Source organism: Rhodococcus sp. no. 34 (assembly GCF_054589475.1).
Map to the genome: position 1 here is coordinate 106,904 of NZ_BAAILK010000046.1, position 24,487 is coordinate 131,390.

At 63.0% G+C, this 24,487-nt stretch carries 27 protein-coding genes; 17 read left to right on the forward strand and 10 right to left on the reverse strand.

From position 1 onward, the window contains the following. Window positions 1–82 precede the first annotated feature (82 nt). The 7 genes from pafA to ACYP01_RS21780 all read left to right on the forward strand — a co-directional run bounded on the left by pafA (window position 83) and on the right by ACYP01_RS21780 (window position 8,688). Complete coding sequence (gene pafA / locus ACYP01_RS21750; RefSeq protein ID WP_007729869.1) at window positions 83–1,441, forward strand: Pup--protein ligase; 1,359 nt, start codon at window positions 83–85, stop codon at window positions 1,439–1,441. A gap of 110 nt (window positions 1,442–1,551) precedes the next feature. After that, on the forward strand, window positions 1,552–2,562 hold the full coding sequence (locus ACYP01_RS21755) for a helix-turn-helix transcriptional regulator (RefSeq protein ID WP_003944939.1): 1,011 nt from the start codon (window positions 1,552–1,554) through the stop codon (window positions 2,560–2,562). Beyond that, a complete protein-coding gene (locus ACYP01_RS21760; protein ID WP_459682357.1) occupies window positions 2,562–3,539 on the forward strand; it encodes a helix-turn-helix transcriptional regulator in 978 nt (325 codons plus the stop codon). The genes ACYP01_RS21755 and ACYP01_RS21760 overlap by 1 nt, the downstream gene beginning before the upstream one ends. 134 nt (window positions 3,540–3,673) lie before the next feature. Next, on the forward strand, window positions 3,674–3,949 hold the full coding sequence (gene tatA, locus ACYP01_RS21765) for a Sec-independent protein translocase subunit TatA (protein WP_003944836.1): 276 nt from the start codon (window positions 3,674–3,676) through the stop codon (window positions 3,947–3,949). A gap of 73 nt (window positions 3,950–4,022) precedes the next feature. Then, the gene (gene tatC / locus ACYP01_RS21770; protein WP_459682361.1) at window positions 4,023–5,051 is read left to right on the forward strand and encodes a twin-arginine translocase subunit TatC; all 1,029 of its coding nucleotides are present in this window, start codon (window positions 4,023–4,025) and stop codon (window positions 5,049–5,051) included. Between the two features lie 48 nt (window positions 5,052–5,099). Next, window positions 5,100–7,811, forward strand: a complete 2,712-nt coding sequence (locus tag ACYP01_RS21775) for a DEAD/DEAH box helicase (RefSeq protein WP_459682364.1) — start codon at window positions 5,100–5,102, stop codon at window positions 7,809–7,811. Between the two features lie 52 nt (window positions 7,812–7,863). Next, window positions 7,864–8,688, forward strand: a complete 825-nt coding sequence (locus ACYP01_RS21780) for a DUF4333 domain-containing protein (RefSeq protein WP_459682367.1) — start codon at window positions 7,864–7,866, stop codon at window positions 8,686–8,688. A 4-nt stretch (window positions 8,689–8,692) separates the two neighbouring features. On the opposite strand, the gene ACYP01_RS21785 is transcribed toward ACYP01_RS21780, so the two are convergent. Continuing rightward, entirely contained in the window at window positions 8,693–9,658 is a 966-nt protein-coding gene (locus ACYP01_RS21785; protein ID WP_459682370.1) for a 5'-3' exonuclease, read from the reverse strand. Between the two features lie 37 nt (window positions 9,659–9,695). On the opposite strand from ACYP01_RS21785, the gene ACYP01_RS21790 reads away from it, so the two are divergent. Further along, on the forward strand, window positions 9,696–10,832 hold the full coding sequence (locus ACYP01_RS21790) for a M24 family metallopeptidase (RefSeq protein WP_373936825.1): 1,137 nt from the start codon (window positions 9,696–9,698) through the stop codon (window positions 10,830–10,832). Here ACYP01_RS21790 and ACYP01_RS21795 read toward each other — a convergent pair whose 3' ends face one another. Continuing rightward, the gene (locus ACYP01_RS21795) at window positions 10,833–11,258 is read right to left on the reverse strand and encodes a PPOX class F420-dependent oxidoreductase (RefSeq protein WP_459682373.1); all 426 of its coding nucleotides are present in this window, start codon (window positions 11,256–11,258) and stop codon (window positions 10,833–10,835) included. Window positions 11,259–11,288: 30 nt separating this feature from the next. Here ACYP01_RS21795 and ACYP01_RS21800 point away from each other — a divergent pair, with 30 nt between their 5' ends. From ACYP01_RS21800 to ACYP01_RS21835, 8 genes are all read left to right on the forward strand, one after another. Continuing rightward, on the forward strand, window positions 11,289–12,050 hold the full coding sequence (locus tag ACYP01_RS21800) for an SDR family NAD(P)-dependent oxidoreductase (RefSeq protein WP_459682375.1): 762 nt from the start codon (window positions 11,289–11,291) through the stop codon (window positions 12,048–12,050). Continuing rightward, on the forward strand, window positions 12,047–13,330 hold the full coding sequence (gene cbiE, locus ACYP01_RS21805; protein ID WP_459682378.1) for a precorrin-6y C5,15-methyltransferase (decarboxylating) subunit CbiE: 1,284 nt from the start codon (window positions 12,047–12,049) through the stop codon (window positions 13,328–13,330). The genes ACYP01_RS21800 and cbiE overlap by 4 nt, the downstream gene beginning before the upstream one ends. Next, on the forward strand, window positions 13,327–14,076 hold the full coding sequence (cobM, locus tag ACYP01_RS21810; RefSeq protein WP_459682381.1) for a precorrin-4 C(11)-methyltransferase: 750 nt from the start codon (window positions 13,327–13,329) through the stop codon (window positions 14,074–14,076). Before cbiE ends, cobM begins: the two co-directional genes overlap by 4 nt. 23 nt (window positions 14,077–14,099) lie before the next feature. Then, the gene (locus ACYP01_RS21815) at window positions 14,100–14,846 is read left to right on the forward strand and encodes a cobalt-precorrin-6A reductase (protein ID WP_459682384.1); all 747 of its coding nucleotides are present in this window, start codon (window positions 14,100–14,102) and stop codon (window positions 14,844–14,846) included. Window positions 14,847–15,012: 166 nt separating this feature from the next. Continuing rightward, on the forward strand, window positions 15,013–15,912 hold the full coding sequence (locus ACYP01_RS21820; protein WP_225320034.1) for a HAMP domain-containing protein: 900 nt from the start codon (window positions 15,013–15,015) through the stop codon (window positions 15,910–15,912). 159 nt (window positions 15,913–16,071) lie between these two features. Beyond that, complete coding sequence (locus tag ACYP01_RS21825) at window positions 16,072–16,713, forward strand: ScbR family autoregulator-binding transcription factor (protein ID WP_019748499.1); 642 nt, start codon at window positions 16,072–16,074, stop codon at window positions 16,711–16,713. A gap of 9 nt (window positions 16,714–16,722) precedes the next feature. After that, window positions 16,723–17,082, forward strand: coding sequence for a VOC family protein (locus ACYP01_RS21830; RefSeq protein WP_047270531.1), 360 nt, complete (start codon window positions 16,723–16,725; stop codon window positions 17,080–17,082). After that, window positions 17,082–17,597 (forward strand): DUF1990 family protein, encoded by a 516-nt coding sequence (locus ACYP01_RS21835; RefSeq protein WP_003945015.1) that lies wholly within the window; start codon window positions 17,082–17,084, stop codon window positions 17,595–17,597. Before ACYP01_RS21830 ends, ACYP01_RS21835 begins: the two co-directional genes overlap by 1 nt. A gap of 13 nt (window positions 17,598–17,610) precedes the next feature. Here ACYP01_RS21835 and ccsB read toward each other — a convergent pair whose 3' ends face one another. After that, a complete protein-coding gene (gene ccsB / locus ACYP01_RS21840; RefSeq protein ID WP_208690591.1) occupies window positions 17,611–18,570 on the reverse strand; it encodes a c-type cytochrome biogenesis protein CcsB in 960 nt (319 codons plus the stop codon). Window positions 18,571–18,844: 274 nt separating this feature from the next. Here ccsB and ACYP01_RS21845 point away from each other — a divergent pair, with 274 nt between their 5' ends. Beyond that, window positions 18,845–19,627 carry an alpha/beta hydrolase family protein gene (locus tag ACYP01_RS21845; protein ID WP_459682390.1) on the forward strand — a complete coding sequence of 261 codons (783 nt, stop codon included), beginning with the start codon at window positions 18,845–18,847 and terminating at the stop codon, window positions 19,625–19,627. Between the two features lie 446 nt (window positions 19,628–20,073). On the opposite strand, the gene ACYP01_RS21850 is transcribed toward ACYP01_RS21845, so the two are convergent. The 7 genes from ACYP01_RS21850 to ACYP01_RS21880 form a co-directional block, all read right to left on the reverse strand. Beyond that, entirely contained in the window at window positions 20,074–20,664 is a 591-nt protein-coding gene (locus ACYP01_RS21850; protein WP_459682393.1) for a dihydrofolate reductase family protein, read from the reverse strand. A gap of 228 nt (window positions 20,665–20,892) precedes the next feature. After that, window positions 20,893–21,225: a type II toxin-antitoxin system HicB family antitoxin gene (locus ACYP01_RS21855; RefSeq protein WP_322742449.1), complete on the reverse strand. Its 333-nt coding sequence runs from the start codon at window positions 21,223–21,225 to the stop codon at window positions 20,893–20,895. Beyond that, a complete protein-coding gene (locus ACYP01_RS21860) occupies window positions 21,222–21,473 on the reverse strand; it encodes a hypothetical protein (RefSeq protein ID WP_021344304.1) in 252 nt (83 codons plus the stop codon). The genes ACYP01_RS21855 and ACYP01_RS21860 overlap by 4 nt, the downstream gene beginning before the upstream one ends. A 104-nt stretch (window positions 21,474–21,577) precedes the next feature. Continuing rightward, the gene (locus ACYP01_RS21865) at window positions 21,578–21,982 is read right to left on the reverse strand and encodes a nuclear transport factor 2 family protein (RefSeq protein WP_021344303.1); all 405 of its coding nucleotides are present in this window, start codon (window positions 21,980–21,982) and stop codon (window positions 21,578–21,580) included. After that, complete coding sequence (locus ACYP01_RS21870) at window positions 21,979–22,338, reverse strand: HNH endonuclease (RefSeq protein WP_459682398.1); 360 nt, start codon at window positions 22,336–22,338, stop codon at window positions 21,979–21,981. Before ACYP01_RS21870 ends, ACYP01_RS21865 begins: the two co-directional genes overlap by 4 nt. 26 nt (window positions 22,339–22,364) lie before the next feature. Then, window positions 22,365–23,852 (reverse strand): precorrin-3B C(17)-methyltransferase, encoded by a 1,488-nt coding sequence (gene cobJ / locus ACYP01_RS21875; protein WP_459682401.1) that lies wholly within the window; start codon window positions 23,850–23,852, stop codon window positions 22,365–22,367. Beyond that, window positions 23,849–24,475 carry a precorrin-8X methylmutase gene (locus tag ACYP01_RS21880; protein WP_007729839.1) on the reverse strand — a complete coding sequence of 209 codons (627 nt, stop codon included), beginning with the start codon at window positions 24,473–24,475 and terminating at the stop codon, window positions 23,849–23,851. The genes cobJ and ACYP01_RS21880 overlap by 4 nt, the downstream gene beginning before the upstream one ends. Window positions 24,476–24,487: the final 12 nt, after the last annotated feature.

The following is a 24,487-nucleotide window of genomic DNA, read 5'->3' on the forward strand; positions in this document are numbered from 1 at the left end:
CCGCCCGACGTTGTCGAGTCGTGACTTACGACGCGATCGAAGTACACGGGTGAACCTCGCATTCTGGTTGTACTGTCGAAGCGTGCAGAGACGAATCATGGGTATCGAGACGGAATTCGGCGTTACCTGCACCTTTCACGGGCACAGGAGACTGAGCCCCGACGAGGTTGCTCGTTACCTCTTCCGTCGTGTCGTGTCGTGGGGTCGCAGCTCCAACGTCTTCCTCCGTAACGGAGCCCGCTTGTACCTGGATGTGGGTTCGCACCCGGAGTACGCGACGGCCGAGTGCGACAGCCTCATCCAGCTGGTCAATCACGACCGTGCCGGTGAGCGTGTGCTCGAAGAACTGCTGATCGACGCCGAGGCGAGACTCGCCGAGGAGGGTATTGGTGGCGACATCTATCTCTTCAAGAACAACACCGACTCGGCCGGAAACTCGTACGGCTGCCACGAGAACTTTCTCGTCGCGCGCGCCGGTGAGTTCTCCCGCATTTCGGATGTCTTGTTGCCGTTCCTCGTCACGCGCCAGTTGATCTGCGGCGCCGGAAAGGTACTGCAGACTCCGAAGGCCGCGACGTTCTGCCTCTCGCAGCGCGCGGAACACATCTGGGAGGGCGTCTCGTCGGCTACCACTCGCTCGCGTCCGATCATCAACACCCGCGACGAACCGCATGCCGACGCCGAGAAGTACCGCCGCCTGCACGTGATCGTCGGCGATTCGAACATGGCCGAAACGACGACGATGCTCAAGGTCGGTTCTGCCGCACTGGTGCTCGAGATGATCGAAGCCGGGGTGTCGTTCCGCGATTTCGCTTTGGACAACCCGATTCGTGCCATCCGCGAGGTCAGTCACGACGTGACCGGTAAAAAGCCGGTTCGCCTTGCTGGTGGACGTCAGGCCAGTGCTCTCGATATTCAGCGCGAGTACCACGCCAAGGCGGTCGAACATCTGCGTAACCGCGAACCGGACCCGCAGGTGGAGCAGGTTGTCGATCTCTGGGGTCGCACCCTCGACGCCGTCGAAGCTCAGGATTTTGCGAAGGTCGACACGGAGATCGACTGGGTCATCAAGCGCAAGCTGTTCCAGCGATACCAGGACCGTCACGGTTTCGATCTGTCCGATCCCAAGATCGCGCAGCTCGACTTGGCTTACCACGACATCAAACGCGGCAGGGGCGTCTTCGACGTTCTCCAGCGCAAGGGCTTGGTCAAGCGGGTCACCGAGGACGAGACGATCGACGACGCCGTCGAGAATCCGCCGCAGACCACGCGCGCCAAATTGCGGGGCGACTTCATCACCGCAGCCCAGGCAGCAGGCCGGGACTTCACAGTCGACTGGGTTCACCTCAAGCTCAACGATCAGGCGCAGAGAACGGTGCTGTGCAAGGACCCGTTCCGCTCCGTCGACGAGCGTGTCGAGCGTTTGATCGCTTCGATGTAGGTCACCCAATTTCACGATTTACAACACAGCAGGTCTGTTTTGCGGCGACGCGCCGGGCACGAAAGTGTCCGGCGCGCGTTCGGTTATCGGATAGCCACTAGGATTTCGGCGTGGCGACATCAAAAATCGAGCGGTTGATGAACCTGGTGATCGCATTGCTGTCCACCAGACAGTTCCTCACGGCGGAGAAAATCCGTGACAGTGTGGCCGGGTACAACGATTCCGCGAACTACGAAGCGTTCAGTCGCATGTTCGAGCGCGACAAGAACGAACTTCGTGACCTGGGTGTCCCGTTGGAAACCGGTCTGGCAGGACGTTTCTCGACCGTCGAGGGGTATCGGATCAATCGCAATGCCTACGAGCTTCCGGACGTGGACCTCACCAGCGAGGAATCTGCTGCTGTCGCCGTCGCAGTGCAGTTGTGGGAGTCGCCGGAACTGATTTCGGCAGCCCAGAGTGCACTACTCAAACTCCGAGCGGCCGGCGTCCAGGTCGACTCAGAAGTCAGTGCCGCCCCGGTCACCGCGATTCCGGCACGCACTCGCGGTTCGGAGCCCGCGCTCGGCAAGCTTCTTGCAGCGGTCGACGCCGGCCGAGCAGTTCATTTTCAGCACCGCGGCGCATTGAACGAACCGTTCACCGAACGCACCGTCGAGCCGTGGGGCGTCGTCACGCACAACGGCAAGTGGTACCTGGTCGGGCACGACGTCGACCGTGATGCGGTGAGGACCTTCCGGCTCTCACGGATCGGTGACGACGTCAGGGAGTTCGGCCCGGCCGGTTCGGTTCACAAACCTGAAGGTGTCGACCTTCGCGAGGTCGTCGATCGCGTGACCGGTTCGGGCGTCGTGACCGGGACGGCTACGGTGTGGGTCGCAGACGGCCGCGCCCATGAGCTTCGGCGGCTTGCGACGTCGTCGTCCGAACGGCGGTTGACCGATCGCGACGGCAGCGTACTGGCCATCCCCGTTCGATCCTGGGAATGGACCGCTCGGTTGATCGCCGGTCACGGGTTGGACGCATTGGTGCTGGACCCACCGGATTTGCGTGCTGAGGTCGTCGCGAAGCTGCGCGCCGCCGCGGCGAGCCCGATCACCGGCAATGGACAGGGGGACCACTGATGAGCAATCGACTGTCGTCGCGGTTGGCACGGCTGCTCAACCTCGTGCCGTACTTCATCGCAAATCCTGGCATCAGTCCCGCCGAGGCCGCCGAGGAGCTCGGTGTCAGCACCACTCAACTGATGACCGACCTCAATCAACTGTGGGTGTGCGGACTGCCCGGTTACGGTCCCGGTGATCTCATCGACCTGTCCTTCTCCGAGGAAAGTATCGAGGTCACGTTCTCGGCCGGGATCGATCGCCCGTTGCGCCTCACCTCGACGGAGGCGACGGCGTTGCTGATCGCCCTGCGGTCCTTGGTGGAAATGCCCGGCATGGTCGATCCGTCCTCGGCGCAGCGTGCCATCGCGAAGATCGAGGACGCAGCAGGCTCGGCCGCGGCACGAGCCATCGGTCAGGACCGGGACACATCGCCGGCGCCGGACATCGCCGAAGACCCGATAGCAGCGACGGTCAGAGCCGCGCTCGCAGACAAGACCGCCCTGCGATTGACGTATTACTCCGCCTCGCGCGACGCGGTCTCCGTGCGCATCGTCGACCCCGTTCGTATCGTGTTGGTCGACAACTACAGCTACCTCCAGGCGTGGTGCCGTCAAGCCGAGGGCGTGCGGTTGTTCAGATTCGATCGGATCGACGCCGCCGTCCAACTCGACGAGCCCGCCGACCCGCCGCCGCAGGCCCTCGAGGAGGATTCGAATCTCGAATTGTTCAGCGGCGACGGTTCCCTTCCGGAAGCGCGGTTGTTCATCACCAAAGAGTGGGTGTGGATGCTCGACTACTACCCGTTGGACGTCGAGCACGTGAACGACGACGGGTCGGTCGAGGCGACGATGAGTTTCGGAACACTTGAATGGATGGCAAGGCTGGTGTTGGGATTCGGTGAGGGCGTTCGGGTCCTTCATCCGCCGGAACTGGTCTCCGAAGTCCATGATCGAGCCGTTGCGGCGCTCGACGCCTATGACGTAATCGGTTCGTAAAACTTCGGGAAACTTCACGTTCAGTGAGTTCGCAGGAAACAAACAGGTAAAAGGTAGCTGAAGTAAGTGCTTTGGCACCTCCGAGCGCCGGTTGTGTCCGGTAGCATCGAGGAATCTGATCATGGGAGGTCGTTATGGGTGCAATGCAGCCGATGCATTGGCTGATTGTCGCTGTTGTCGTCGTAATTCTGTTCGGGTCGAAGAAGCTTCCCGATGCAGCACGCGGTCTGGGTCGTTCCCTCCGCATCTTCAAGAGCGAAGTCAAGGAAATGCAGAACGACGATGCGGCGCCCGCAAGCGCGCCGGTCGCACAGCCTGCTCCGGCACAGTTGCCGACGGCCAACACCGCGGTGGTCGCAAACGGTGCAGCAGCACCTGTTGCGCAGCCGACCGAAGTCAAGCCGCTCTAGTACACACTGCGTTCTAGCCGGGGTGAAATATTCGTTCACCCCGGTTGTCTGCTGACCAAGACCAGGATGCACAGTGCGTATTCCGTTAGACCCGCGTAACCGCAAGCGGAAGGTCAACCCAGACGGCACCATGTCGTTGGTCGACCACCTGTACGAATTGCGGACTCGTTTGTTGTTCGCATTCCTCGGCGTGATCATCACCACGGCGTTCGGCTTCTTCTGGTATTCACACTCGGTACTCGGTCTCGAAAGTCTGGGCGATCTGCTTCGCGGACCGTACTGTGAGCTTCCGTCCGAGAGTCGCGCCAACCTCAGCACCGACGACGCGTGCCGATTGCTGGCGACCGGGCCGTTCGAGCAGTTCATGCTGCGATTCAAAGTGGCGCTCACCGCCGGCATCGTTCTTGCCTGCCCGGTGTGGCTTTACCAATTGTGGGCATTCATCACCCCGGGCCTCTACGCCAAAGAGCGTCGCTACGCGGTCGGATTCGTCACCGCAGGTGCCGCTCTCTTCATTCTCGGCGCAATCCTGGCGTACCTCGTCGTGGCGAAGGCTTTGCACTTCCTCCTGACCATCGGTGACAACGTCCAGATCACCGCGCTCAGTGGTTCGGAGTACTTCGGCTTCATCATCAATCTGCTGCTCATCTTCGGCGTCAGCTTCGAAATTCCACTGCTCGTCGTCGTGTTGAACTTTGCCGGCATTCTGACGTACGAGCGTTTGAAGGCCTGGCGTCGAGGATTGATCTTCGGGCTCTTCGTATTCGCTGCAGTTGCCACGCCAGGGTCGGATCCGTTCTCGATGTTGGCGCTCGCGCTGGCTCTGACGCTTCTCTTCGAGGTCGCGGTCCAGATCGCTCGCCTCAACGACAAACGTAAGGCCAAGCGAGCCGGTGAAGACTGGGGCGCACTGTCCGACGAGGAAGCTTCCTCCATCTCGGCTCCGTCCGATCTGAACGAGGCTTTCGACAATCCGACCAAACCCAAGGCCGAATCGAGTGGATTGTTCGGACGTAAGTCCAAGTCCAAGGCTCCGGTCGCGGAGAAATCCGACACCGCCGGCGACAACGCGCCCGGCCAGGATTTCACTGACACTCTCTGAGCGCCGTGCCACCACGTCGGCGGCGTGTGAAACCCTGACGAGGTGGTTATGAACAAGAGTGACCTGAGCACGTTCGCGTCCAGCCTGAAGTTCGAACTCGATCCATTCCAGGTGAAGGCATGCGTTGCGCTCGAAGCGGGCCACGGCGTCCTTGTCTGCGCGCCGACCGGTGCAGGCAAGACCGTGGTCGGCGAGTTCGCTGTCCACCTGGCTCTGGCGGCGGGCCGCAAGTGTTTCTACACGACGCCGATCAAAGCGTTGAGCAATCAGAAGTACGCCGAACTCGTCGAGCGGTACGGCCCCGGCGAAGTCGGTCTGCTGACGGGTGATTCGAGTATCAACTCCGACGCACCGGTGGTCGTCATGACCACCGAAGTCCTGCGGAACATGCTCTACGCCAACTCCGAGGCACTGCGGGGGCTTTCGCACGTCGTCATGGACGAAGTGCATTACCTGGCCGACCGGTTCCGTGGGGCGGTGTGGGAGGAAGTGATCCTGCACCTGTCCGAGGACGTACGCCTGGTGAGTTTGTCGGCGACCGTGAGCAATGCCGAAGAATTCGGTGCCTGGATGGAAACCGTCCGCGGCGACACCACTGTGGTCGTGGACGAGACTCGGCCGATCCCGCTGTGGCAGCACATCATGGTCGGTAGGCGAATCTTCGATCTCTTCGACAGTCGTAGTCATCCTGCTGCCGGGCCGAAGACCGTGCTCGTCGACCAGGATCTGGTTCGCCACGTCAAGCAGCGTCAGGCTCTCGAACGCGTCGAGAGTTGGCAGCCGCGTGGCCGCGGACGACGCGGCAGCTACCAGAGTTCCAACGATTTCCGGCCCTTGCCACGACCTGACGTCATCGCTCAGCTCGATCAGTCCGGACTGCTCCCGGCCATCACTTTCATCTTCAGCCGCGCCGGTTGTGATGCGGCTCTTGCACAGTGCCTGCGGTCCAGACTGGATCTCACTTCGCCGGAGCAGGTCCGCGAGATCGACACCATCATCGAGAAACACACCGGGGAACTACCCGAAGAGGATCTCGAAGTTCTCGGATATCGGGACTGGTGCAAGGCACTACGACGCGGACTGGCATCTCACCATGCCGGCATGCTGCCGGCATTCCGCCAGACAGTCGAGGAACTGTTCGTCAAGGGGCTCGTGCGGGCGGTCTTCGCGACCGAGACGCTGGCCCTCGGCATCAACATGCCGGCACGCACGGTGGTGCTCGAACGTCTGGTCAAGTACAACGGTGAATCGCACGCCGAACTGACGCCGGGGGAGTACACGCAGCTGACGGGTCGGGCCGGCCGACGCGGCATCGACGTCGAAGGCCACGCTGTGGTCCTGTGGCAGCCCGGGGTCGAGCCGACGGATGTCGCCGGCTTGGCGTCGACACGGACGTTCCCGCTCCGCAGTTCGTTCCGCCCCTCGTACAACATGTCGATCAATCTCGTCGAGCGCATGGGCGCGGCGGATTCACGGAAGCTGCTCGAACGTTCCTTCGCGCAGTTCCAAGCGGATCGCTCGGTGGTCGGCCTGGTGCGTGGCATCGAGCGGAACGAAGAAGCACTGAAGGGTTTGCAGGAGAAACTCGGCGGTGCGGACGGTGAGTACTTCGAATACGCGTCGTTGCGTGAGCGGCTCAGTGCGCGCGAGCGCGCGCTCGAACGTAAGGGCCGCGAAGACCGACGCGGAGATGCGGTGGAGTCCCTCCGTGCACTCGCCCGCGGTGACGTGATCGCAATTCCCATCGGTCGTCATTCCGGGGTGGCAGTGGTCCTCGTCCCGGACAACGATCCGAAGGACCCGCGTCCGCTGGTTCTGACGGCCGATCAGTGGGCCGGCCGACTCTCCTCGGGTGATTTCCCGGAAGCAGCCGACGTTCTGGGAAAGATGCGACTGCCCAAGCATGTCGATCACCACACCGCCCGGATCCGGCGCGATCTGGCCTCGGCGTTGCGTAGTACCGGGATCAGTGCCCCCCGGCGAAAGAAGCGCCACAAGGCGGGCGCATCCGAAGATGCCGAGGTCGCTACTTTGCGACGTGCTATTCGCTCGCATCCGTGCCACAGCTGGCCCGATCGTGAACATCTGAGCCGGATCGGTGAGCGCTACAACCGGCTGGCCAGGGAAACGCAGTCGATGAGGGAAAAGGCTGCGGCCACCACCAACTCGTTGGCGCGGACGTTCGACCGCATCATTGCGCTACTCAAAGAGCGTGAGTACATGACTGCCGAAGCAGCGCCCGAAGTCACCGAATCCGGACGACGACTCAGCCGCATCTACTCGGAAAGCGACCTTCTGGTCGCCGAATGCCTGCGGACCGGGGCGTGGACAGGACTCAGCCCGGCTGAGTTGGCGGCCGTCGTGTCCTCGGTGGTCTACGAATCACGTCGGGACGGGGACACCGTCGATCGGGTGCCGACAGCGGCGCTTCGTCACGCCCTCAACGACACTCAACGATTGTGGAGCGAACTGCGGTCGGACGAGATTCGCCACAAGCTGCCGCCGACGCGGGAACCGGATCTCGGATTCGTCACTGCCGTTTATCACTGGGCGAGCGAAAACTCGCTTGTCGACGCACTGATCGCGGCTGGAGTGCAGGGTCGTGCGCTGTCTGCGGGTGACTTTGTACGTTGGTGTCGTCAGGTGATCGATCTCCTCGATCAGGTCCGCCTGACTTCGACGGACGCCGACGTCGCGAAGACTGCGGCGCGGGCGGTAGCTGCAATTCGTCGCGGGGTAGTTGCTGTCGACGCAGCATGACCGCAACTATGTGGTTTGATTCGCAGACTGGTATTTCGAGTGGGAGGCGAACATGAGCGGGCCTTACGGACCGAACGATCCGAATCGGCAATGGGGTCCTGGTGATCAGCAGCAGCCGAACGAGCAGCAGTGGGGGCAGAATCCTCAGCAGCCGGGCGGACAACAGCAGCCTGGTCAGCAGCCCGGCCAGCAACAGCCGTGGGGTCAGCCTGGTCAAACACCGCAGCCCGGTCAGCAGCCCGGCCAGCAACAGCCGTGGGGACAACCTGCCTACGGCCAGCCGGGTGGTCAGCCTGCGTACGGTCAGCCGCAGCAGCCTGGACAAGGACAACCCGGCCAGCAACAGCCGTGGGGACAACCCCAGCAACAACCTCCCGCACAGCCGTGGGGTCAGCCCGGGCAACAGCAGGCACCTGACGCAACCCAGGCGTGGGGTCAGCCTCCGGCTGCCGCACCGCAGCAGGCGTGGGGCGCCACGGCCCCCGGGCAGACTCCGGGACAGCAGAACCAGTGGAACCAGGCTCAGCCGTTCCCGAGTCCCGGTGCGCCCGGAAACCAGTCGGGTAAGTCGAAGAAGCCCCTGATCTTCGGTGCGATCGGCGTTCTCGTCGTTCTTGCCGCTGTCGTGGTGGCCCTGGTGTTCGGAGTCTTCGGCAAGAACACACTCGATCAGAGCGCGGCTCAGGCCGGCGTCGAGAAGATCGTCACCGAGTCCTACGGGGCGAAGAACGTGAGCAACGTTCAGTGCCCCGCGGACCAGGAAGTCAAGTCAGGCAACAAGTTCACCTGCACGCTTTCGATCGCGGGTGTGAAGTCGAACGTGACCGTGACGTTTGTCGACGACAACGGCACGTACGAGGTCAGCCGCCCGAGCTGACGCCCTATTGGGCGGAACGGCCTGCCGCCGCAGCCTCGAGCGCGGCGGCAAGCCGGCCGGCCGAGCGCTCGATGTTCAGCGAGGCCGCCACTTCCTCGAGGCGTGCGGGATCGACGGGGGTCGCCGGGAGTCGGTCGTCCTTCGAGAACTGAACGTCCGCGTCGCGAACCACTCGTACGACCGGCAACGCGGCATCAAGGTAAGCCATTGCCTCAGGTGAGGTCAGTTTTGCGCGAATCCCCTTGGCCATATCCGATTCAGGATCAGCTGCGGCCGCCCGAAGTCCGGCCAACGAGCCGTAACGGAGCATCAGTGTCGACGCAGTCTTCTCACCGACACCCTTGATGCCGGGTAGACCGTCGGAGGCGTCTCCGCGCAGTACCGCGAGTTCGGCGTAAGCCTCGCCCGCACGGTCACCGGGTACTCCGTACTTCTCCGCAACCTCGACCGGTCCGAAGAGTTCCGCCTTGGACAGGCCACGGCCCACGTACAGGACACGGACGGGCACGTACTCGTCGGTGACGACCTGCAGTAGGTCGCGGTCACCGCTGACGACGACGGTGGGATCTTCGCGCTCGGTGGCGGCAAGCGTTCCCAGTACGTCGTCGGCTTCGAGTCCGACTGCACCCGCCGTCGCGATACCCGCTGCAGCGAGCACGTCCATGATCATGTCGACCTGAGGCGTCAACGTGTCCGGAACTTCTTCGGACGCACCGTCAGAGCCTTCCTCGACGCGATGTGCTTTGTACGTCGGGACTGCATCGACGCGGAACTGCGGTCGCCAGTCCAAGTCCAGGCACACGGCGAGACGACTCGGCTCGTGTTTGGTGATCAGGGACGCCACCATGTCGGTGAAACCGCGCACCGCGTTGACAGGTCTTCCGTCGGGATCGACGAATGACTCGGGCAGCGCGTAGAACGCACGAAACCACAGGCTGGCACCGTCGAGGAGAAGCAATGGCCCACTCATGGTCACCATCCTGCCAGTCGGCACTAACCTGTAAGCCATGACGTCTCCAGCCGAACAGGATTCCCGATTCTCCAGCGCCGTGTACGGCGCACGTATCGCTCGCGCCGCGGAGTTGGCTCGATCAGCAGGACTCGACGGTCTGGTGGTGACTCCCGGTCCGGATCTGCGGTACCTGACGGGTTCTCGGGCTGACTCGTTCGAGCGCTTGACCGCGTTGGTCATCGCCGCGGACACGGCGAAGGCGTCCGTCGTACTTCCTCGGTTGGAGTTGGCGTCGCTGAAGGAATCGGCAGTGGGCGATCTCGGGTTGACCGTCCTCGACTGGGTCGACGGTGTCGACCCGTATGCGATTGTGGCGGCGCAACTCCCGACCGGCGCGAAGGTGGCGGTGACGGATGCGATGCCTGCGCTGCATCTGATCCCGCTCGCAGACACCTTGGGCGCGTTGCCGATTCTCGCCACCGGCGTCTTGCGCGAATTGCGGATGGTCAAGGACGGCGCCGAGATCGAGGCATTGCGGCGAGCCGGTGCGGCGATTGACCGTGTTCACGCCCGCATGGCCGAGTTCTTGATCGTCGGACGTACGGAAGCTGAAGTAGGCGAAGCGATTTCGGCGGCGATTCTCGAAGAGGGGCATACCGAGGCCGCGTTCGTGATTGTTGGTTCGGGCCCGCACGGCGCCGATCCTCATCACGAGGTTTCGGACCGGGTGATCGAGAGGGGCGATATCGTGGTCATCGATATCGGCGGACCGGTCGAGCCCGGATACAACTCGGACTCCACTCGCACGTACAGCATGGGGCAGCCGTCCGCGGAGGTTGCCGCACAGTTCGCGGTACTCGAGGCGGCGCAGCAGGCTGCGGTCGATTCGGTGCGGCCAGGAGTCTCCGCAGAATCCGTGGACGTTGCAGCCCGCGAAGTGCTTGCCGCACAAGGGCTTGCAGAGGTATTCGTTCACCGCACCGGTCACGGTATCGGGCTGTCCGTGCACGAGGAGCCGTACATCGTCGAGGGCAACACCATCGAACTCGTCGAAGGTATGGCCTTCAGCATCGAACCGGGAATCTACTTCCGCGGCAGTTGGGGTGCCCGTATCGAGGACATCGTCGTCGTGACCGCCGACGGTTGCGAGTCGTTCAACAACCGTCCGCACGGCCTGACTGTCCTCGCCTGATCAGCTTTCCTTGAACGCAGCGGACCCGAGTATGCGTGTGACGTCGATTTCGATGACCACGCGCGCGGGATTGACCCGTGGCTGGCGGTACCGCTCGGCATAGCGCCGAACGGCGTCGGCCACGGAGTCCGCGTCGGTGAGCACGCATGCCGGCCCCTCGAGCGTGAGCCAGCGGCCACCGTCGACCGAACTGACGGCGGCGTATCCGCCACGCGCTGCGTTGATCGCCTTCTGTGAGCCACCGCTGGTGATCACGCGCGCCTTTCCGGCTTCCTGGTCCCAGGTGAACCCGACGGCAACGACGTGTGGGGTGCCGTTCGGACGCAACGTCGTGAGTGTCGCGAGGTGGTATTCACCGACGAACTTCAGCCCGTCTTCGGTGAGAGTCTGCTGTGACGATGGCGTGGTGGAGGGGGTGAGCGTCATGCCACGACGGTAATCCAGGACACTGGAGCGGTGACTGCGGGTGCGAACGTGAATGACATCGAGACGGTACTGCTCCTCGGCGGACGAAGTGAGATCGGCCTCGAGATCGCGGTCAGGCTCGCGCCGGGCCGCAACATCGTTCTGGCTGCCAGACGCAGCGGAAAGCTGTCGGAGCAGGAGCAGATGCTCAAAAACGCCGGCGCTGTCGACGTCTCCACCGTCGAGTTCGACGCCGACGCCGTGGACACTCACGGAGAGCTCCTGGGCGCCGTCGTCGCCGAGCACGGTCGGATTTCGGTTGCAGTGCTGGCCTTCGGAATTCTCGGCGATCAGGCGCGTGCCGAAACCGACGCGGCGCATGCGGTCGCGGTGGTGCACACCGACTACGTGGCTCAGATCAGCATCCTCACGCACCTCGCGGAGATCATGCGCCGACAGAGAACCGGAAAGATCGTGGTGTTCTCGTCCGTCGCCGGCGTTCGGGTTCGCCGCGCCAACTACGTCTACGGGAGCGCAAAGGCCGGCTTGGAGGGTTTTGCCAGCGGTCTGGGCGACGCGCTGCATGGTTCGGGCGTGCAGTTGATGCTGGTACGGCCCGGGTTCGTCATCGGCAAGATGACCGAGGGAATGTCGCCTGCCCCGATGTCGAGCACTCCGTCGCAGGTCGCGGACGCCGTCGTGCGGGGACTGAACTCCGGGGCGACGCGTGTGTGGGTACCGCGAATTCTGCAGCCGGTGTTCTTCGTCATGCGGCTTCTGCCTCAGACGATCTGGCGACGGATGCCGCGATGACCACACACCCGGTGGTGATCGTCGGCATCGGCGCCGACGGCTGGGATGGGCTGTCCGAGAGCGCAAAGGGCGCAATCCTGGGCGCGGAGGTCCTGATGGGGTCGCCGCGCCAATTGGACTTGGTCCCGGCGACACATCTCGGGGCACGGCGTGCGCCCACCAGACTGACCTGGCCGTCTCCGATGATTCCGGCGTTGCCGTCGATGTTCGCCGAGAACGCGGACCGCAGAGTATGCGTGCTCGCCAGCGGTGACCCGATGTTCCACGGTCTCGGTGTCACATTAGTCAGGCTGCTCGGCGCGGACAACGTGCGAGTGATCTCCCACCCGTCGTCGGTGGCGTTGGCGAGCGCGCGAATGGGATGGGCATCGGCCGAGGTCGACGTCGTAAGCCTGGTAAACCGAGACTCGGCGACAGTATTGGCTTCCGTGACTGACGGTGCGCGACTGCTGGTGTTGAGCAACGGGCGCTCGACACCGGGGGAGGTGGCACGTCTGTTGTCCGGCGCGGGCTTCGGTCGATCGATCGTGACCGTGCTGGCCCAGCTGGGCGGGGCCGGGGAATCGCGGACCGTCACGGTCGCAGACGAGTGGGATCACGCGGACGAGGACGTGGACGCGTTGAACATTCTGGCCGTCGAGTGCATCGCGGCCGATCATCTCTTACGGCTGACTCGAATCCCGGGGCTACCGGATGCTGCTTTTGTCGGCGACGGTCAGATGACCAAGCAGGAGATCCGTGCGTTGACGTTGTGCGCGCTTGCCCCGGCGCCGGGAGAACACCTCTGGGACGTGGGCGGAGGGTCGGGAACCGTCGCCATCGAGTGGATGCGAACTCACCCACGTTGCACTGCAACAACATTCGAGAAGGCGGCGAGCCGCGTGTCGCAGATCTGTGCCAACGCGCTCAAACTCGGCGTGCCCGCGTTGAACGTGAAAGGGGCCGCGCCGGAGGCGTTTGCGGACGAAGTCCGACGTCCCGATGCGGTGTTCGTCGGCGGCGGCGTCACGCAACCGGGAATGCTCGAAGCGTGCTGGGAGCAGTTGAGCGTGGGTGGTCGTCTGGTCGCGAACGCCGTGACCGCCGAGTCCGAATCGTTGCTGCTCGGCTGGATGAGTCGCCATGGTGGGACGCTTCGACGCTTTCAGGTGCAGCGCGCCGAGCCGTTGGGAACGTTCAACGTTTGGCGACCGCAACTTCCGGTGGTCCAATGGTCCGTCACAAAACGTCAGCCGTCTGCAGGCGCAGACACAGATACGCCGGAGGAATCCACACAATGACCGTTCATTTCATCGGTGCGGGTCCCGGTGCGGCAGATTTGATCACTGTCCGCGCGCAACGGATCATCGCTGCGAGCCCTGTGTGCTTGTACGCAGGCAGCCTTGTTCCAGCGGAGTTGCTCGAGTGGTGCCCGGTCGGAGCTCAGGTCGTGGACACTGCTCGGCTGAGCCTGGACGAGATCACCGCGATTCTTGTCGAAGCGGATTCCGCTGGGCTGGACGTCGCGCGTTTGCATTCCGGTGATCCGTCGATCTTCAGTGCAGTGGCAGAGCAAGCTCGTCGCCTGGACGCCGCAGGAGTCGATTTCGACATGATTCCCGGTGTTCCTGCATTTACCGCGGCAGCAGCCGCGCTGGGGCGCGAGCTGACTGTCCCAGGCGTCTCGCAGACCATTGTTCTCACCCGAGTCTCCACCTTGTCGACGGCAATGCCGGAGGGCGAGGATCTGCGGTCCCTCGGCCGCAGCGGCGCGACGATGGTGATTCACCTCGGCGCTCATCGCATCGAACAGATCGCATCCGAGTTGGCCGACAATTACGGCGAGGACTGCCCGGTCGCGGTGGTCGCCTTCGCCTCACGGCCCGAGGAGATCGTTGTTCGAAGCACTTTGAAGACGATCGTCGAACTTGTTCATGCGGCCGGCATCACGAAGACGGCCGTCGTGATCGTCGGTCGAGTGTTGACTGCGGAGGGGTTTCCGGACAGCTATCTCTACTCGGCAGCGCGCGAGAGAAGCACACACTGACCTCGACAGGTACTCGTCGCCGCGTGCTCCTGCTCGGCGGCACAGGCGAAGGTCGAGTGATCGCTTCTCGCTTGGCCGGTTCAGCCGACCTCGAGGTTGTCACATCGCTGGCCGGCCGGGTTCGTGATCCTCGATGGCCGGAGGGGGAAGTGCGTATCGGCGGGTTCGGGGGAGCCGAAGGGCTGTCGGAGTGGTTGTCGGCCAATGATATTCGTGCAGTGCTCGACGCCACGCATCCGTTTGCCGCTCGCATCACCCAGAATGCGTTCGAAGCGTGCCTTGCGAATTCCGTGCCGTACGCCATGTACCGACGCCCGCCCTGGCGCGAGCAACCCGGTGACACTTGGCTTCCGGCACACGATCTCGATCACGCCGCAGAGTTGGTGCCGACGGTCGGCTCACGCGCTTTTCTGACGATCGGGAGGCAAGGAGTTTCGGCGTTCGACCGCGTGAAGAGCGTCTCGTTTCTCGTCCGCTCGATCGATCCGCCTTCGGGGACATTGCCGCCTCACGCGCAATTGCTGCTCGCACGTGGTCCATTCGACATCGAAGCGGAAGTCGATCTGATGCGAACTCACAGCATCGACGTCGTGATCACCAAGAACAGTGGCGGCGAGCAGACTTACGCAAAGATCGCCGCAGCCAGGCAATTGTCGATCCCGGTGATCGTCGTCGAACGACCACCGATCCCGGCGACCGTCCCGGCATTCGATACCGAAGCCGAGGCGATGGACTGGCTCACGGCTTTCGGTCGTGGAACGGCGCTGTGAGGCCGACATCGCGTTCGCTTCAGGTTCGTCTAAGGTTCCGTGACCATACTGGAGGGATGTTGGGATTTTTCGACGCCGCACTGCGGGACCGCGCATGAGAGTGTCGGTTCCCGGAATGAGCCGTCGAAAACCATCGGGAATTCACGTGCGGACGCTCCATGCTCGCGTGAAATTGCTGACTGCAGGCCTGGTGGCGATCGCGGTGATCGTGTCGGCGTCGGCGGTGTACATAGTGTTCAACGCGTATTTGCAAGGCAACGTCGATCGGCAACTCGAGCGCACGAGTGACGCGATCACCGACACCGTCAATTTCGGCGGTGTCACACCGGTTCTGGGATTGACGGCCGGTGCGGATACAGCGGTTATCCAGGCGGTGGGGCTTCTCACTGCCGACGGCGCCTTGGTGACGGCGACTCCCGGTCTGCCGCCGTTCAGCACGAGCGCAGACGCCATCAGGTCGATCGCAGACGGCAATTCGTCGCAGACAATCGCGACCGTCGATGCGTATCGAATTCTTGTCGAGCCCTCGGTTGCGGGCCAGACTTTGGTTGTCGCGCAATCCCTGGGGCCGACGCGTTCGGTACTCAAGCGACTGGCAGTGGTGTTGGCGGCACTCGGGGCGGCCGGAATCGCCCTAGCTTACGCGGCCGGAGATGCTGTGGCACGCACAGGATTACGGCCGATTGCGCGACTTACTGCGGCGACGCGGCGGGTCGCCGAAACGGATGATCTTGCGCCGATCCCGGTGACCGGTGACGACGAGTTGGCGTCGTTGACAGTCAGTTTCAATCGGATGCTCGGGACGTTGTCGGAATCGCGGGCACGCCAGAGAAGTCTGATCACCGAAGCGGGCCAGGACCTTCTGGCTCCTTTGACTGCACTTCGCACCAATATCGAGTTGTTGATGTCTTTCGATACCAAGTCCGGCGCGATTTCCGAGGCGGATGCAACGCAGTTGCGTGAGGAAATCACCGACCAGATGATGGAGTTGACGCTCCTCGTCGGAGAGTTGGTGGACCGTGCGCGGGTTGACGAAAGCACGTTGGGGAGAGGAGATTCCCTCTAAATCGGACGTCTGACCAGCGACTTTGTTGCATTCGTAATTGAAGCAATGGAAGGAGCGCTGGTAATGTGGGGCAATTGTGAAGTTTTTGGGTATAGCTGGAGTGTGGCGCGAACCGTGGGGTTTGCTGGGCGGGGGCCTTTGGAGGACGAGAGGGATTCAGTGGTCAAGCAAGCACGCGCCGAGCTGACTCGGCAGCAAATCGTTGCCGGCGCGGCCGCGCAGTTCGAGAAGACTGGTTACGGCAGCACCAGCATGGCCGACATAGTCTCGGGGGCCGGTACTACCAAGGGCGCGTTGTATTTCCATTTCGCGTCGAAGGACGAGCTCGCGCAATTCATCATTGCCGAACAGCATCGGCTCTCGATCGAGTCGGTGCAGGCGATTTCCGCGACGGGCAAGGACCCGTTGGAACAGATGATCATGCTCACGCACGAAATGGCACGCCAGATTGTCGACGAGCCGATAGTTCGCGCGGGCATTCGCCTCACGCTGGAACTGAGCACGTACGAGGGGCCGGTGGAACCGTACGCCGAATGGATCTCGGCAATCACCGATCTCACCGCCAGAGCTCAGGCGGAAGGTGAAATCCGAAAATCGGTCAGCGCAGAATCGTTCGGCAGGTTCATGCCCTCGGCATTCACGGGGGTACAGCTGGTTTCGAACGTTCTCACCCGACGCTCGGATCTTCCGGATCGTGTCGACGAGATGTGGCAGATCCTGCTTCCGGGGATCGTCAGCGACGAACTTTCCGGTGACATCGAGCGCCTCGTCAAGTCGCGGTGGACTCCGGCGGCGGCGTAACCTGCGGACATGGCCGTCACGCGGATAGTTTCGGATCTGTCGAGTAGTTCGCTCGAGGCCGCGCAGCGCTTCTACACCGAAGTGCTGGGCCTCGAAGTTGTCATGGATCACGGGTGGATCGTGACGTTGGCTTCGCCGACGGATCCGTCATTGCAGATCAGCGTCATGACACACGACGCTCATGCGCCCGTAGTACCGGACGTCTCCGTCGAGGTGGATGATCTCGACGCGGCGTACGAGGCCGCGGTGCAGCGCGGCGACACCATCGTCTATCCCGTCACCGAGGAGCCGTGGGGGGTCCGCAGGTTCTTCGCTTCCGACCCCGACGGCCACGTGATCAACATCCTCAGCCACCGACGCGAGCAATGATGGCGTCCCGCCCGGGCGGGCTGACGTACCTCGAGGTGGGCGCAACGTCAGGCGTTCTCCCCGCCGGCTATCACCACGTTCACGAGAGCGCGACGGTCGGATCCGGACGGGAGGATTTCGAGGTTGCCGCTCGAACCGTCGCGAATTGGGGAATGCACCGCGGAGCCGGACTGGCCGTACGGACGGCAGCCCCGACCGCCGTGGCGGGTCAAGATGCGACCTTCGGACTCGGTCCGGTAACTATCCCCGTTCGGATCGTCTATGTCGTAGACGAACCCACTCGCAAGGGCTTCGCGTACGGAACCCGCGCGGGCCACCCCGAATGCGGGGAGGAATTGTTTGTCGTCCAGTTCGACGAGAGCAGCAATGAGGTTCGCATCGAGATCGTGGCGTTCTCCAAGCCCGGAACGTGGTGGGTGCGTCTCGGTGCTCCGATCGGACGTCGAGTACAGGCGTTTGTCACGCGCCGCTACATCCGTGCCGTCCGCGAGAGCGTCGCCCGATCGCGGGTATGACCCGTTTTAGGTGTCAATTCAATCCAGCGTACGAATGCAATCCCGACACGACGTAGTTGATCGCAAACATGTTGAAAAGCATGGTGGCGAGCGCAGCAACATTGATCCATGCCGCACGCATGTTCTTCAACCCGGCGGTAGCGCGCGCATGGAGGTACGCGGCATAGAGAACCCAGGAGATGAACGAGACCGTCTCCTTGGGGTCCCAGCCCCAGAAACGTCCCCACGCGGCCTCCGCCCAGATCGCCCCGCAGATCACCCCGATGCTGAACAACGGGAACCCGACGACCGTTGTTCGGTAGGCCACGCGGTCAAGCAATTCGGATGACGGCAGTCGTGCCGCAATCCAACGCAACGCGCGTTTCTTCGACTGCGGGCCCACCTCGGCAATCATGAAAAGTGCGCTGACCGCACTTGCGAACGTAAGGATGCCGGAGGCGGCGACGATGATCGTGACGTGCACGCCGATCCAGTACGAACGAAGAGCGGGTACGACCGGCGCTGCCTCGGCATACATGCTTGCGGCGGCGACGAATAGAAGCACCACGGTGGGTGACAGAACGAAGATGGTCAACGATCGAATCGGGTACCGCCGCAGAATGACCAGCCAGCATGCCACCAATGCAGCGCTGAGGAAAAGCGCGTACTCGTAGAGGTTTCCGAGAGGCCATCGGTGCGTCGAGATGCCGCGAAGTGCAAGCGCGGTGACGTTGAGGACCAGGGCGACGACGATGAGAGACATGGCAGCGCGACCCGCACGATGGGCGCGGGTTCGATTCGGCAGCAATGCGATCCGGCCGGGCAATGCAGGATTCGATGCACTTCCGGCATGTGCGAGTGCCGGTCGCACTGTGGCAGAGAGGGGTGCGCTGGAGAAGTCGACGACGGAAAGAACCAGGGCGAGAACGTAAATCGCGAAAGACGACGCGAAGGCGTAGTCGCTGTACTGCGCGAGAACTGGATCGACCGACATCAGGCTCCTCATAACGACCGGTTGGTTGTCATTTGGAATCTACTACACACGATCGTAGAACCGGCAGGGCCGTCTGTCGGATCAGTGGTCCGGAAAATGATTGGACGAGCTTCGGTTCGGGTTGATAGCTTGTGCGAGACCGTGACAACACGCCAGGAGGTGAGACCCATGAACGCTGTAACCATGTGGGTGCTCCCACTCGTGTTCACGGATCGGCGATCGACGTAGGTGTCGCCGGGAGCGCCTCGAGTAGGCAATCCCGAAAGGTAACACCATGCAATCCAATTCTCAGACCATCGAATTCACCTCCGAGACAACGTCGAACGGTGTCATCGAACGCCATTTCGTTGTAGACGACATCACCGGCGTGCTCTGGTCACCGCCATCCGGATCCGTCGGATCACCACTTCTGCTGTCCGGGCACTCCGGCGGCATGCACAAGAAGGCGCCGGGACTGGTTGCCAGCGCACTCCACAGTGTGAGCTCCCACGGGTTCACAGTCGCCGCGATCGACGCGCCCGGACACGGCGACCGGCCGCGCAACGCGCAGGACGAACACTGGGTCGAGGCGATCCACCAGGCCCGGGCGGCTCACGAGCCGATCGCCCCGATCGTCGTCGAGTACAACCGGTCGCTGGCGGAGCGTGCAGTGCCGGAATGGCAGGCGACCATCGACGCTCTGCAAACGCTGCCTGACGTCGACGCCGACGCTCCGATCGGCTTCGGCGGCGTGTCGCTAGGGGTCGTGACCGGGCTCATGTTGGCCCCGGTCGAATCCAGGATCGCTGCCGTGAGCTTCGGGGGAGTTTTTGTGGACAGCTCCCTCCTCGAGGCAGCGCGAAAGCTCACGGTCCCGGTCGAGTACCGGATCCCTTGGGACGACAAGGATTACGACCGCACGTCAGGGGTGGCGTTGTTCGATGCCTTCGGCTCGAAGGAGAAGACGCTGCACGCCTACTCGGGCAGGCACTATCCGGTGCCCGACTACGAGCGAGACAGTTCGGCTCGGTTCTTCGCCCGCCACCTCGGCGGGAGCGGTGGCGCTCCTGTGAGCTGACGTGAACACGTATCGGCGTCCGGCCTGTGTCGGACGCCGATACGATTTCGACCAGGTTTCGTTTCTCAGCAAGACCCGAAGTAGTGGCGTCAACGTATCCTGCATCAATTTGACCAAAGCTTTTCAGATGATCATTTTTGTGGCGCTCACGATGGTGGCGATTTCGATCCTTCGCTCGCTAGTAGCCGTCCAGCTTGGCCATTTTTGCTGAGGCGCTCGATGGCGACATATGTCCTTACGGTCCGCCGGGCGGAATGAACTTGTTCGTGATCCAGTTCGATGCTTCGATCTCGTCGAGGGTTGTCCGGAGGACTTCGGTGGCTAATGTTCATGCTGTGCCGAGTGTCCGGTCAATACCGAACACCGAACAAGACTGGGAACTCTTCTCGCGTCCGAACTGAGGCGACGACATGTCTTTCAACCGCGCATGTCCAGCCATGCGTCGACTACCCGTCCGATACCTGACCCGGGGGCGGTATTTGAGTGGGCCGATATCGCACGGCGACTACACCCGACTGGAACTCGTGGCGATCGACGAGTTCGAGTTGGATGCGCTTGCGCAGACCGGCGAGCAACGTCGGTCCGTGTCCGGCGAGGACCGGTTGCACAAGGAACTCGTACTCGTCGATCAGTCCCAGGTCTGCCAATGCCAGGGGGAGTGTTACGCCGCCAACCCACAGGCCTTCGCCGGGCTGCTCCTTGAGTCGCTGAACTGCTGGCCCCAAGTCGTCCAGCACCAGTTCGGCATTCCAATCGACCCCGCTCAGCGTGTTCGACACGACGTACTTCTTCGCCCGGTCCATTGCCTCGGCGAACGGGATCTCCCACTCGTCCATCCAGTCAGGCCACGCGCCCGTTGCAGGCTTCCGCCACGCCGACTCCATCATCTCGTAGGTCACCCGGCCGAACAGCAAGGCATCGGCTCGTTCCATCTGAGCGGTCCAGTAGCGCATCGACTCCTCGTCGGGTGGGAGCCCCGCCTCGTGATGGCAGCAGCCGTCGAGTGTGACGTTGATCGAGTATCGAAGTGGTCTCATCTCGTTGTTCTCCCCTGATAGGCGCAGAGTGACAGCACCGGACCGTACTCAGACTACTGCCGGGCCGTCGGTGTAGATCAGGTTCGGGACCTGGAGTCACGCGGGGGTCGACCGAACAGTAACCAGACGAGCGCACCGAGTACAGGCACCGCGATCACCCTTGATGGAACAACACGTGCAGGTGTTTGGGAGTACCGCGAGATCGACGATCCCTCGGTACCCCGTCGATCACGCGGACGCGAGACGTTCGGAGATCAACGCGTTGAGGGAAACCCCTTCTTCGGCGGCGGCGCGTGCCAGCTTGCGGTGCAAAGTCGGGGTGATCCGGACCTGGAACTTGCCCGAATATCCGCGCTCGCTCAGCGGTTCGGGGATCTGCTCACCTGTCTCTGCCATGTCCTCGAGCGTCTCGGCCACCGCTGTACGGATGCCGTCGAGCGCGGCTGCTTGGGTATCCGCGAGCCACGACAGGCCAGGGAACTCCGTGCAGGTTCCCAGGAACTCTCCGTCGGGTTCGTACCACTCGACTCGGTATGTGTAGTGCTCCACTGCGGGGATCACGGCGATTCTCCTTCCATGCGTTCGATTGCTGCCAGAACTTGCCCTACCTGGTACTGCTTGGCCTTACCGCCCGAACCCTTTTGAATGTTGATGCGTGGTCCCGGCCACGGCGTCTGGAACTTGGCGTGAGACCCGGCGTTCTGCCTGGCCTGGCCGAAGACATCGATGCAGAGTGCGAACAGTTCGTCGTAGGTGACGTTCTGCGGCGCGGTCCGCATTTGCGCGAGCAGCTTGTCTCTCTTCCCCATGCAATATTGATACTGCATCTAGTATCACCGTGGGTCAGCGGAGTGCGCAAGGTGTAAGTGCCCACACCGTGCAATTCTCTCTCCCGAGGCGGAGGTGGAGCTGTTCACGCTTCCAAACCACTTTCGACGACTGTGCCTTGATGAAACAACACGCTCCATCGATTCTCGGCGAACCGCCAGATGGATGATCGCTCGGTAACCCGATGCGCCTGCGCCAGCCGGTACGTCACCAGATACGTGTCAGGCGCGATCCGGCTCAGCGCTGGCCGGTCAACCGTCCACCCGAGTTCGGCGGCGTCGTTCACTTCGCCGCGGAGTCGCCGGCTCGCGACTACCGATTGCACGTAATCGCGGGTGTATCGCGCACCCGAGGCTCCGATCTCCCGGAACTCCGGGTCGACGACCGCATCGAACTCGTCTCGTGACATCGCTACTCGAGTTCGGTGAAACAGAGGTTCGAACTCCATCAACTCGTCGAGGATCGGGCGCAACTCGTGCGGAGTCGTCACGACTGCTCCGAGAACTGCGCCCTCATCTCGATACCTATCTCCGCGTGGCGCAGGAGGAAGGCCTTCTCGTCATACCCCTTGCGCCGCAACCAGAGAGTGACCTCGCTGTTGCATTTGCTCGCATTGCACGAGCGGCAAGCCGGTGCGATGTTGTCGAGTGTGTAGCGCCCACCGCGGGAGATCGCCAGCACGCAGTCACGTTGCGGCGACTCGTCCGACTCGCCGCAGTACGCGCAGCCACCCCAGGCCGCTTTGAGCGCGGACCACTGCTCGACGGACAGATCGTGCTCCACCAGATCTATCCGGCGTTTCCGTTTACGCGCGTATCTGGCTTTCCGGGTCCGGTTGACGGGCATGACGCCATGCTATCGCCGTGCGGCGTTCACTCCGGGTAGCGCCGCGGGGTGAACACCTGACGACCCGAACCGGTTTCGACGACGGTTGTCATCGACGAACCGACGATGAGCAGCGTCCGCATGTCGATCTCGGAAGGCTCGAGCTCTCCGAGGGTCACGACGCGAACTGATTCCTCGGCACCGGCAACATCGCGGCCGATGACGACGGGAGTCTCGGGGGAGCGGTGCTCGAGCACGAGGTCCTTCATGGCTTGGACCTGCCACGTCCGGGACTTCGACGCCGGGTTGTAGACCGCAAATGCCATGTCTGCGGCTGCAACTGCCGAGATACGGCGCGCGACGACATCCCACGGCTTGAGGCGATCAGACAACGAGAGCACCGCGTAGTCGTGCCCGAGGGGAGCGCCGACGCGACTGGCGACAGCGTTTGCCGCCGTCATGCCGGGAAGGATGCGGACCGGCACCCCGCGCCACTGGTCTTCGGCGGCAACTTCGAGAACTGCTGCAGCCATGGCGAATACGCCGGGATCACCCGAGGAGACGACAGCTACACGGGCGCCGTTCTTCGCCAGGTCCAACGCCATCGCGGCGCGTTCCGCTTCGACGCGGTTGTCGCTGGAATGGCGACGCTGGCCCGGACGCGTCGGCACGCGATCGACGTACGGGCCGTAGCCGACGAGGTCGGTTGCCAACGAAAGCTCATGCGCCACTTCGGGTGTGGTCCAGGCGGTGTCGCCCGGCCCGAGTCCGACCACGACCACCTCGCCGCGAGACTCGGTCGCAGGTCGAGGGTTGTTCGACGGGCTCGGAACGATGGCGATCGAGAAGTACGGAACTCCGTCCGGGTCGACCTCCGCAGCGGATTCGACGCGTTGACGTGTGGTGCTCGCGCGCTCGACGTAGTGGGCCTCGCCGAGGCGACCGGAATCCTCGAGCGATTGGAGGACCGGTGGGAAGGTACGTCCGAGCTTGAGGATGGCCGCGGCGTCGGTTTCCTTGAGCCGCCTGGTCAGCTCGGCCTGCGGCAACGTTCCGGGCAGGATCGTGAGGATCTCTTCACCCTCGACCAGCGGCTTTCCGAGTGCAGCAGATGCCGCGCTGACGGAGGTGACGCCGGGAATCACTTCGGCGTCGAAGCGATCGGCCAGTCTCTTGTGCATGTGCATGTAGGAGCTGTAGAAGAGCGGATCGCCGGCGGCGAGCAACGCGACGGTTCGACCGGCCGCGAGGTGAACTGCCAGCCGTTCGGCAGCTGCTTCGTAGAACTCGTCCATCGCGCCCTGGTATCCGCCGGGATGATCAACGGTCTCGGTGGTCACGGGGTAGACGAGGTGTTCTTCGATCTGTCCTTCGCGCATGTACGGCGCTGCAACTCCGCGGGAGATGCTCTTGCCGTGCCGCGCGGAGTGGAAGGCAATCACATCTGCCTCGCCGATGACGCGGGCGGCCTTGACGGTCACCAATTCGGGATCGCCGGGGCCGATACCGACACCCCAGAGCTTGCCTGCACTCATTCGACTTCGCTCGCAATCGCATTGACGACGGCGGCGGTGATCGCGCTGCCGCCGCGTCGGCCGCGGAGAACGAGATGATCGATCCCGCTGGCGTGTTCGATGAGGGCTTCCTTCGACTCGGCAGCGCCGATGAAGCCGACCGGACCTCCGACGATGGCGGCCGGACGGGGCGCTCCGGCTTCGATGAGGTTCAGGAGATGGAACAGTGCGGTGGGTGCGTTTCCGATCGCGACAACAGCGCCCTCGAGCTTGGCTCCCCACAGTTCGAGAGCAGCCGCCGAGCGAGTGTTGTCGATGGTCGACGCCAGCACGGGAACCCGCGGATCGCCGAGGGTGCAGATGACGTCGTTGCCGGCGGGCAGACGCTTGCGCGTGATGCCGGCAGCCACCATCTGGGCGTCGCAGAAAATCGGCGCGCCGTCGCGCAGAGCTGCGCGCGCAGCCGAGACGACACCGGGTGTGAAGGCGACGTCGTCGACTAGATCGACCTGGCCGCTTGCATGAATCATGCGCACTACAGCTTGCGAGACATCCGCCGGGAAACGGCTCAGGTCGGCTTCGGCCCGAATGGTGGCAAAGGACTGGCGATAGATTTCCGCGCCGTCACGGATGTACTCGATCATGTGCCACACGAT

Bases quoted from the DNA above. Each gene is read 5' to 3' on its own strand.
- ACYP01_RS21760 (WP_459682357.1), top strand. From the start codon at position 2,562: ATGAGCAATCGACTGTCGTCGCGGTTGGCACGGCTGCTCAACCTCGTG.
- tatA (WP_003944836.1), top strand. From the start codon at position 3,674: ATGGGTGCAATGCAGCCGATGCATTGGCTGATTGTCGCTGTTGTCGTC.
- ACYP01_RS21775 (WP_459682364.1), top strand. From the start codon at position 5,100: ATGAACAAGAGTGACCTGAGCACGTTCGCGTCCAGCCTGAAGTTCGAA.
- ACYP01_RS21780 (WP_459682367.1), top strand. From the start codon at position 7,864: ATGAGCGGGCCTTACGGACCGAACGATCCGAATCGGCAATGGGGTCCT.
- ACYP01_RS21785 (WP_459682370.1), bottom strand. From the start codon at position 9,658: ATGAGTGGGCCATTGCTTCTCCTCGACGGTGCCAGCCTGTGGTTTCGT.
- ACYP01_RS21790 (WP_373936825.1), top strand. From the start codon at position 9,696: ATGACGTCTCCAGCCGAACAGGATTCCCGATTCTCCAGCGCCGTGTAC.
- ACYP01_RS21795 (WP_459682373.1), bottom strand. From the start codon at position 11,258: ATGACGCTCACCCCCTCCACCACGCCATCGTCACAGCAGACTCTCACC.
- cbiE (WP_459682378.1), top strand. From the start codon at position 12,047: ATGACCACACACCCGGTGGTGATCGTCGGCATCGGCGCCGACGGCTGG.
- cobM (WP_459682381.1), top strand. From the start codon at position 13,327: ATGACCGTTCATTTCATCGGTGCGGGTCCCGGTGCGGCAGATTTGATC.
- ACYP01_RS21830 (WP_047270531.1), top strand. From the start codon at position 16,723: ATGGCCGTCACGCGGATAGTTTCGGATCTGTCGAGTAGTTCGCTCGAG.
- ACYP01_RS21835 (WP_003945015.1), top strand. From the start codon at position 17,082: ATGGCGTCCCGCCCGGGCGGGCTGACGTACCTCGAGGTGGGCGCAACG.
- ccsB (WP_208690591.1), bottom strand. From the start codon at position 18,570: ATGTCGGTCGATCCAGTTCTCGCGCAGTACAGCGACTACGCCTTCGCG.
- ACYP01_RS21845 (WP_459682390.1), top strand. From the start codon at position 18,845: ATGCAATCCAATTCTCAGACCATCGAATTCACCTCCGAGACAACGTCG.
- ACYP01_RS21850 (WP_459682393.1), bottom strand. From the start codon at position 20,664: ATGAGACCACTTCGATACTCGATCAACGTCACACTCGACGGCTGCTGC.
- ACYP01_RS21860 (WP_021344304.1), bottom strand. From the start codon at position 21,473: ATGGGGAAGAGAGACAAGCTGCTCGCGCAAATGCGGACCGCGCCGCAG.
- ACYP01_RS21870 (WP_459682398.1), bottom strand. From the start codon at position 22,338: ATGCCCGTCAACCGGACCCGGAAAGCCAGATACGCGCGTAAACGGAAA.
- cobJ (WP_459682401.1), bottom strand. From the start codon at position 23,852: ATGAGTGCAGGCAAGCTCTGGGGTGTCGGTATCGGCCCCGGCGATCCC.
- ACYP01_RS21880 (WP_007729839.1), bottom strand. From the start codon at position 24,475: ATGATCGAGTACATCCGTGACGGCGCGGAAATCTATCGCCAGTCCTTT.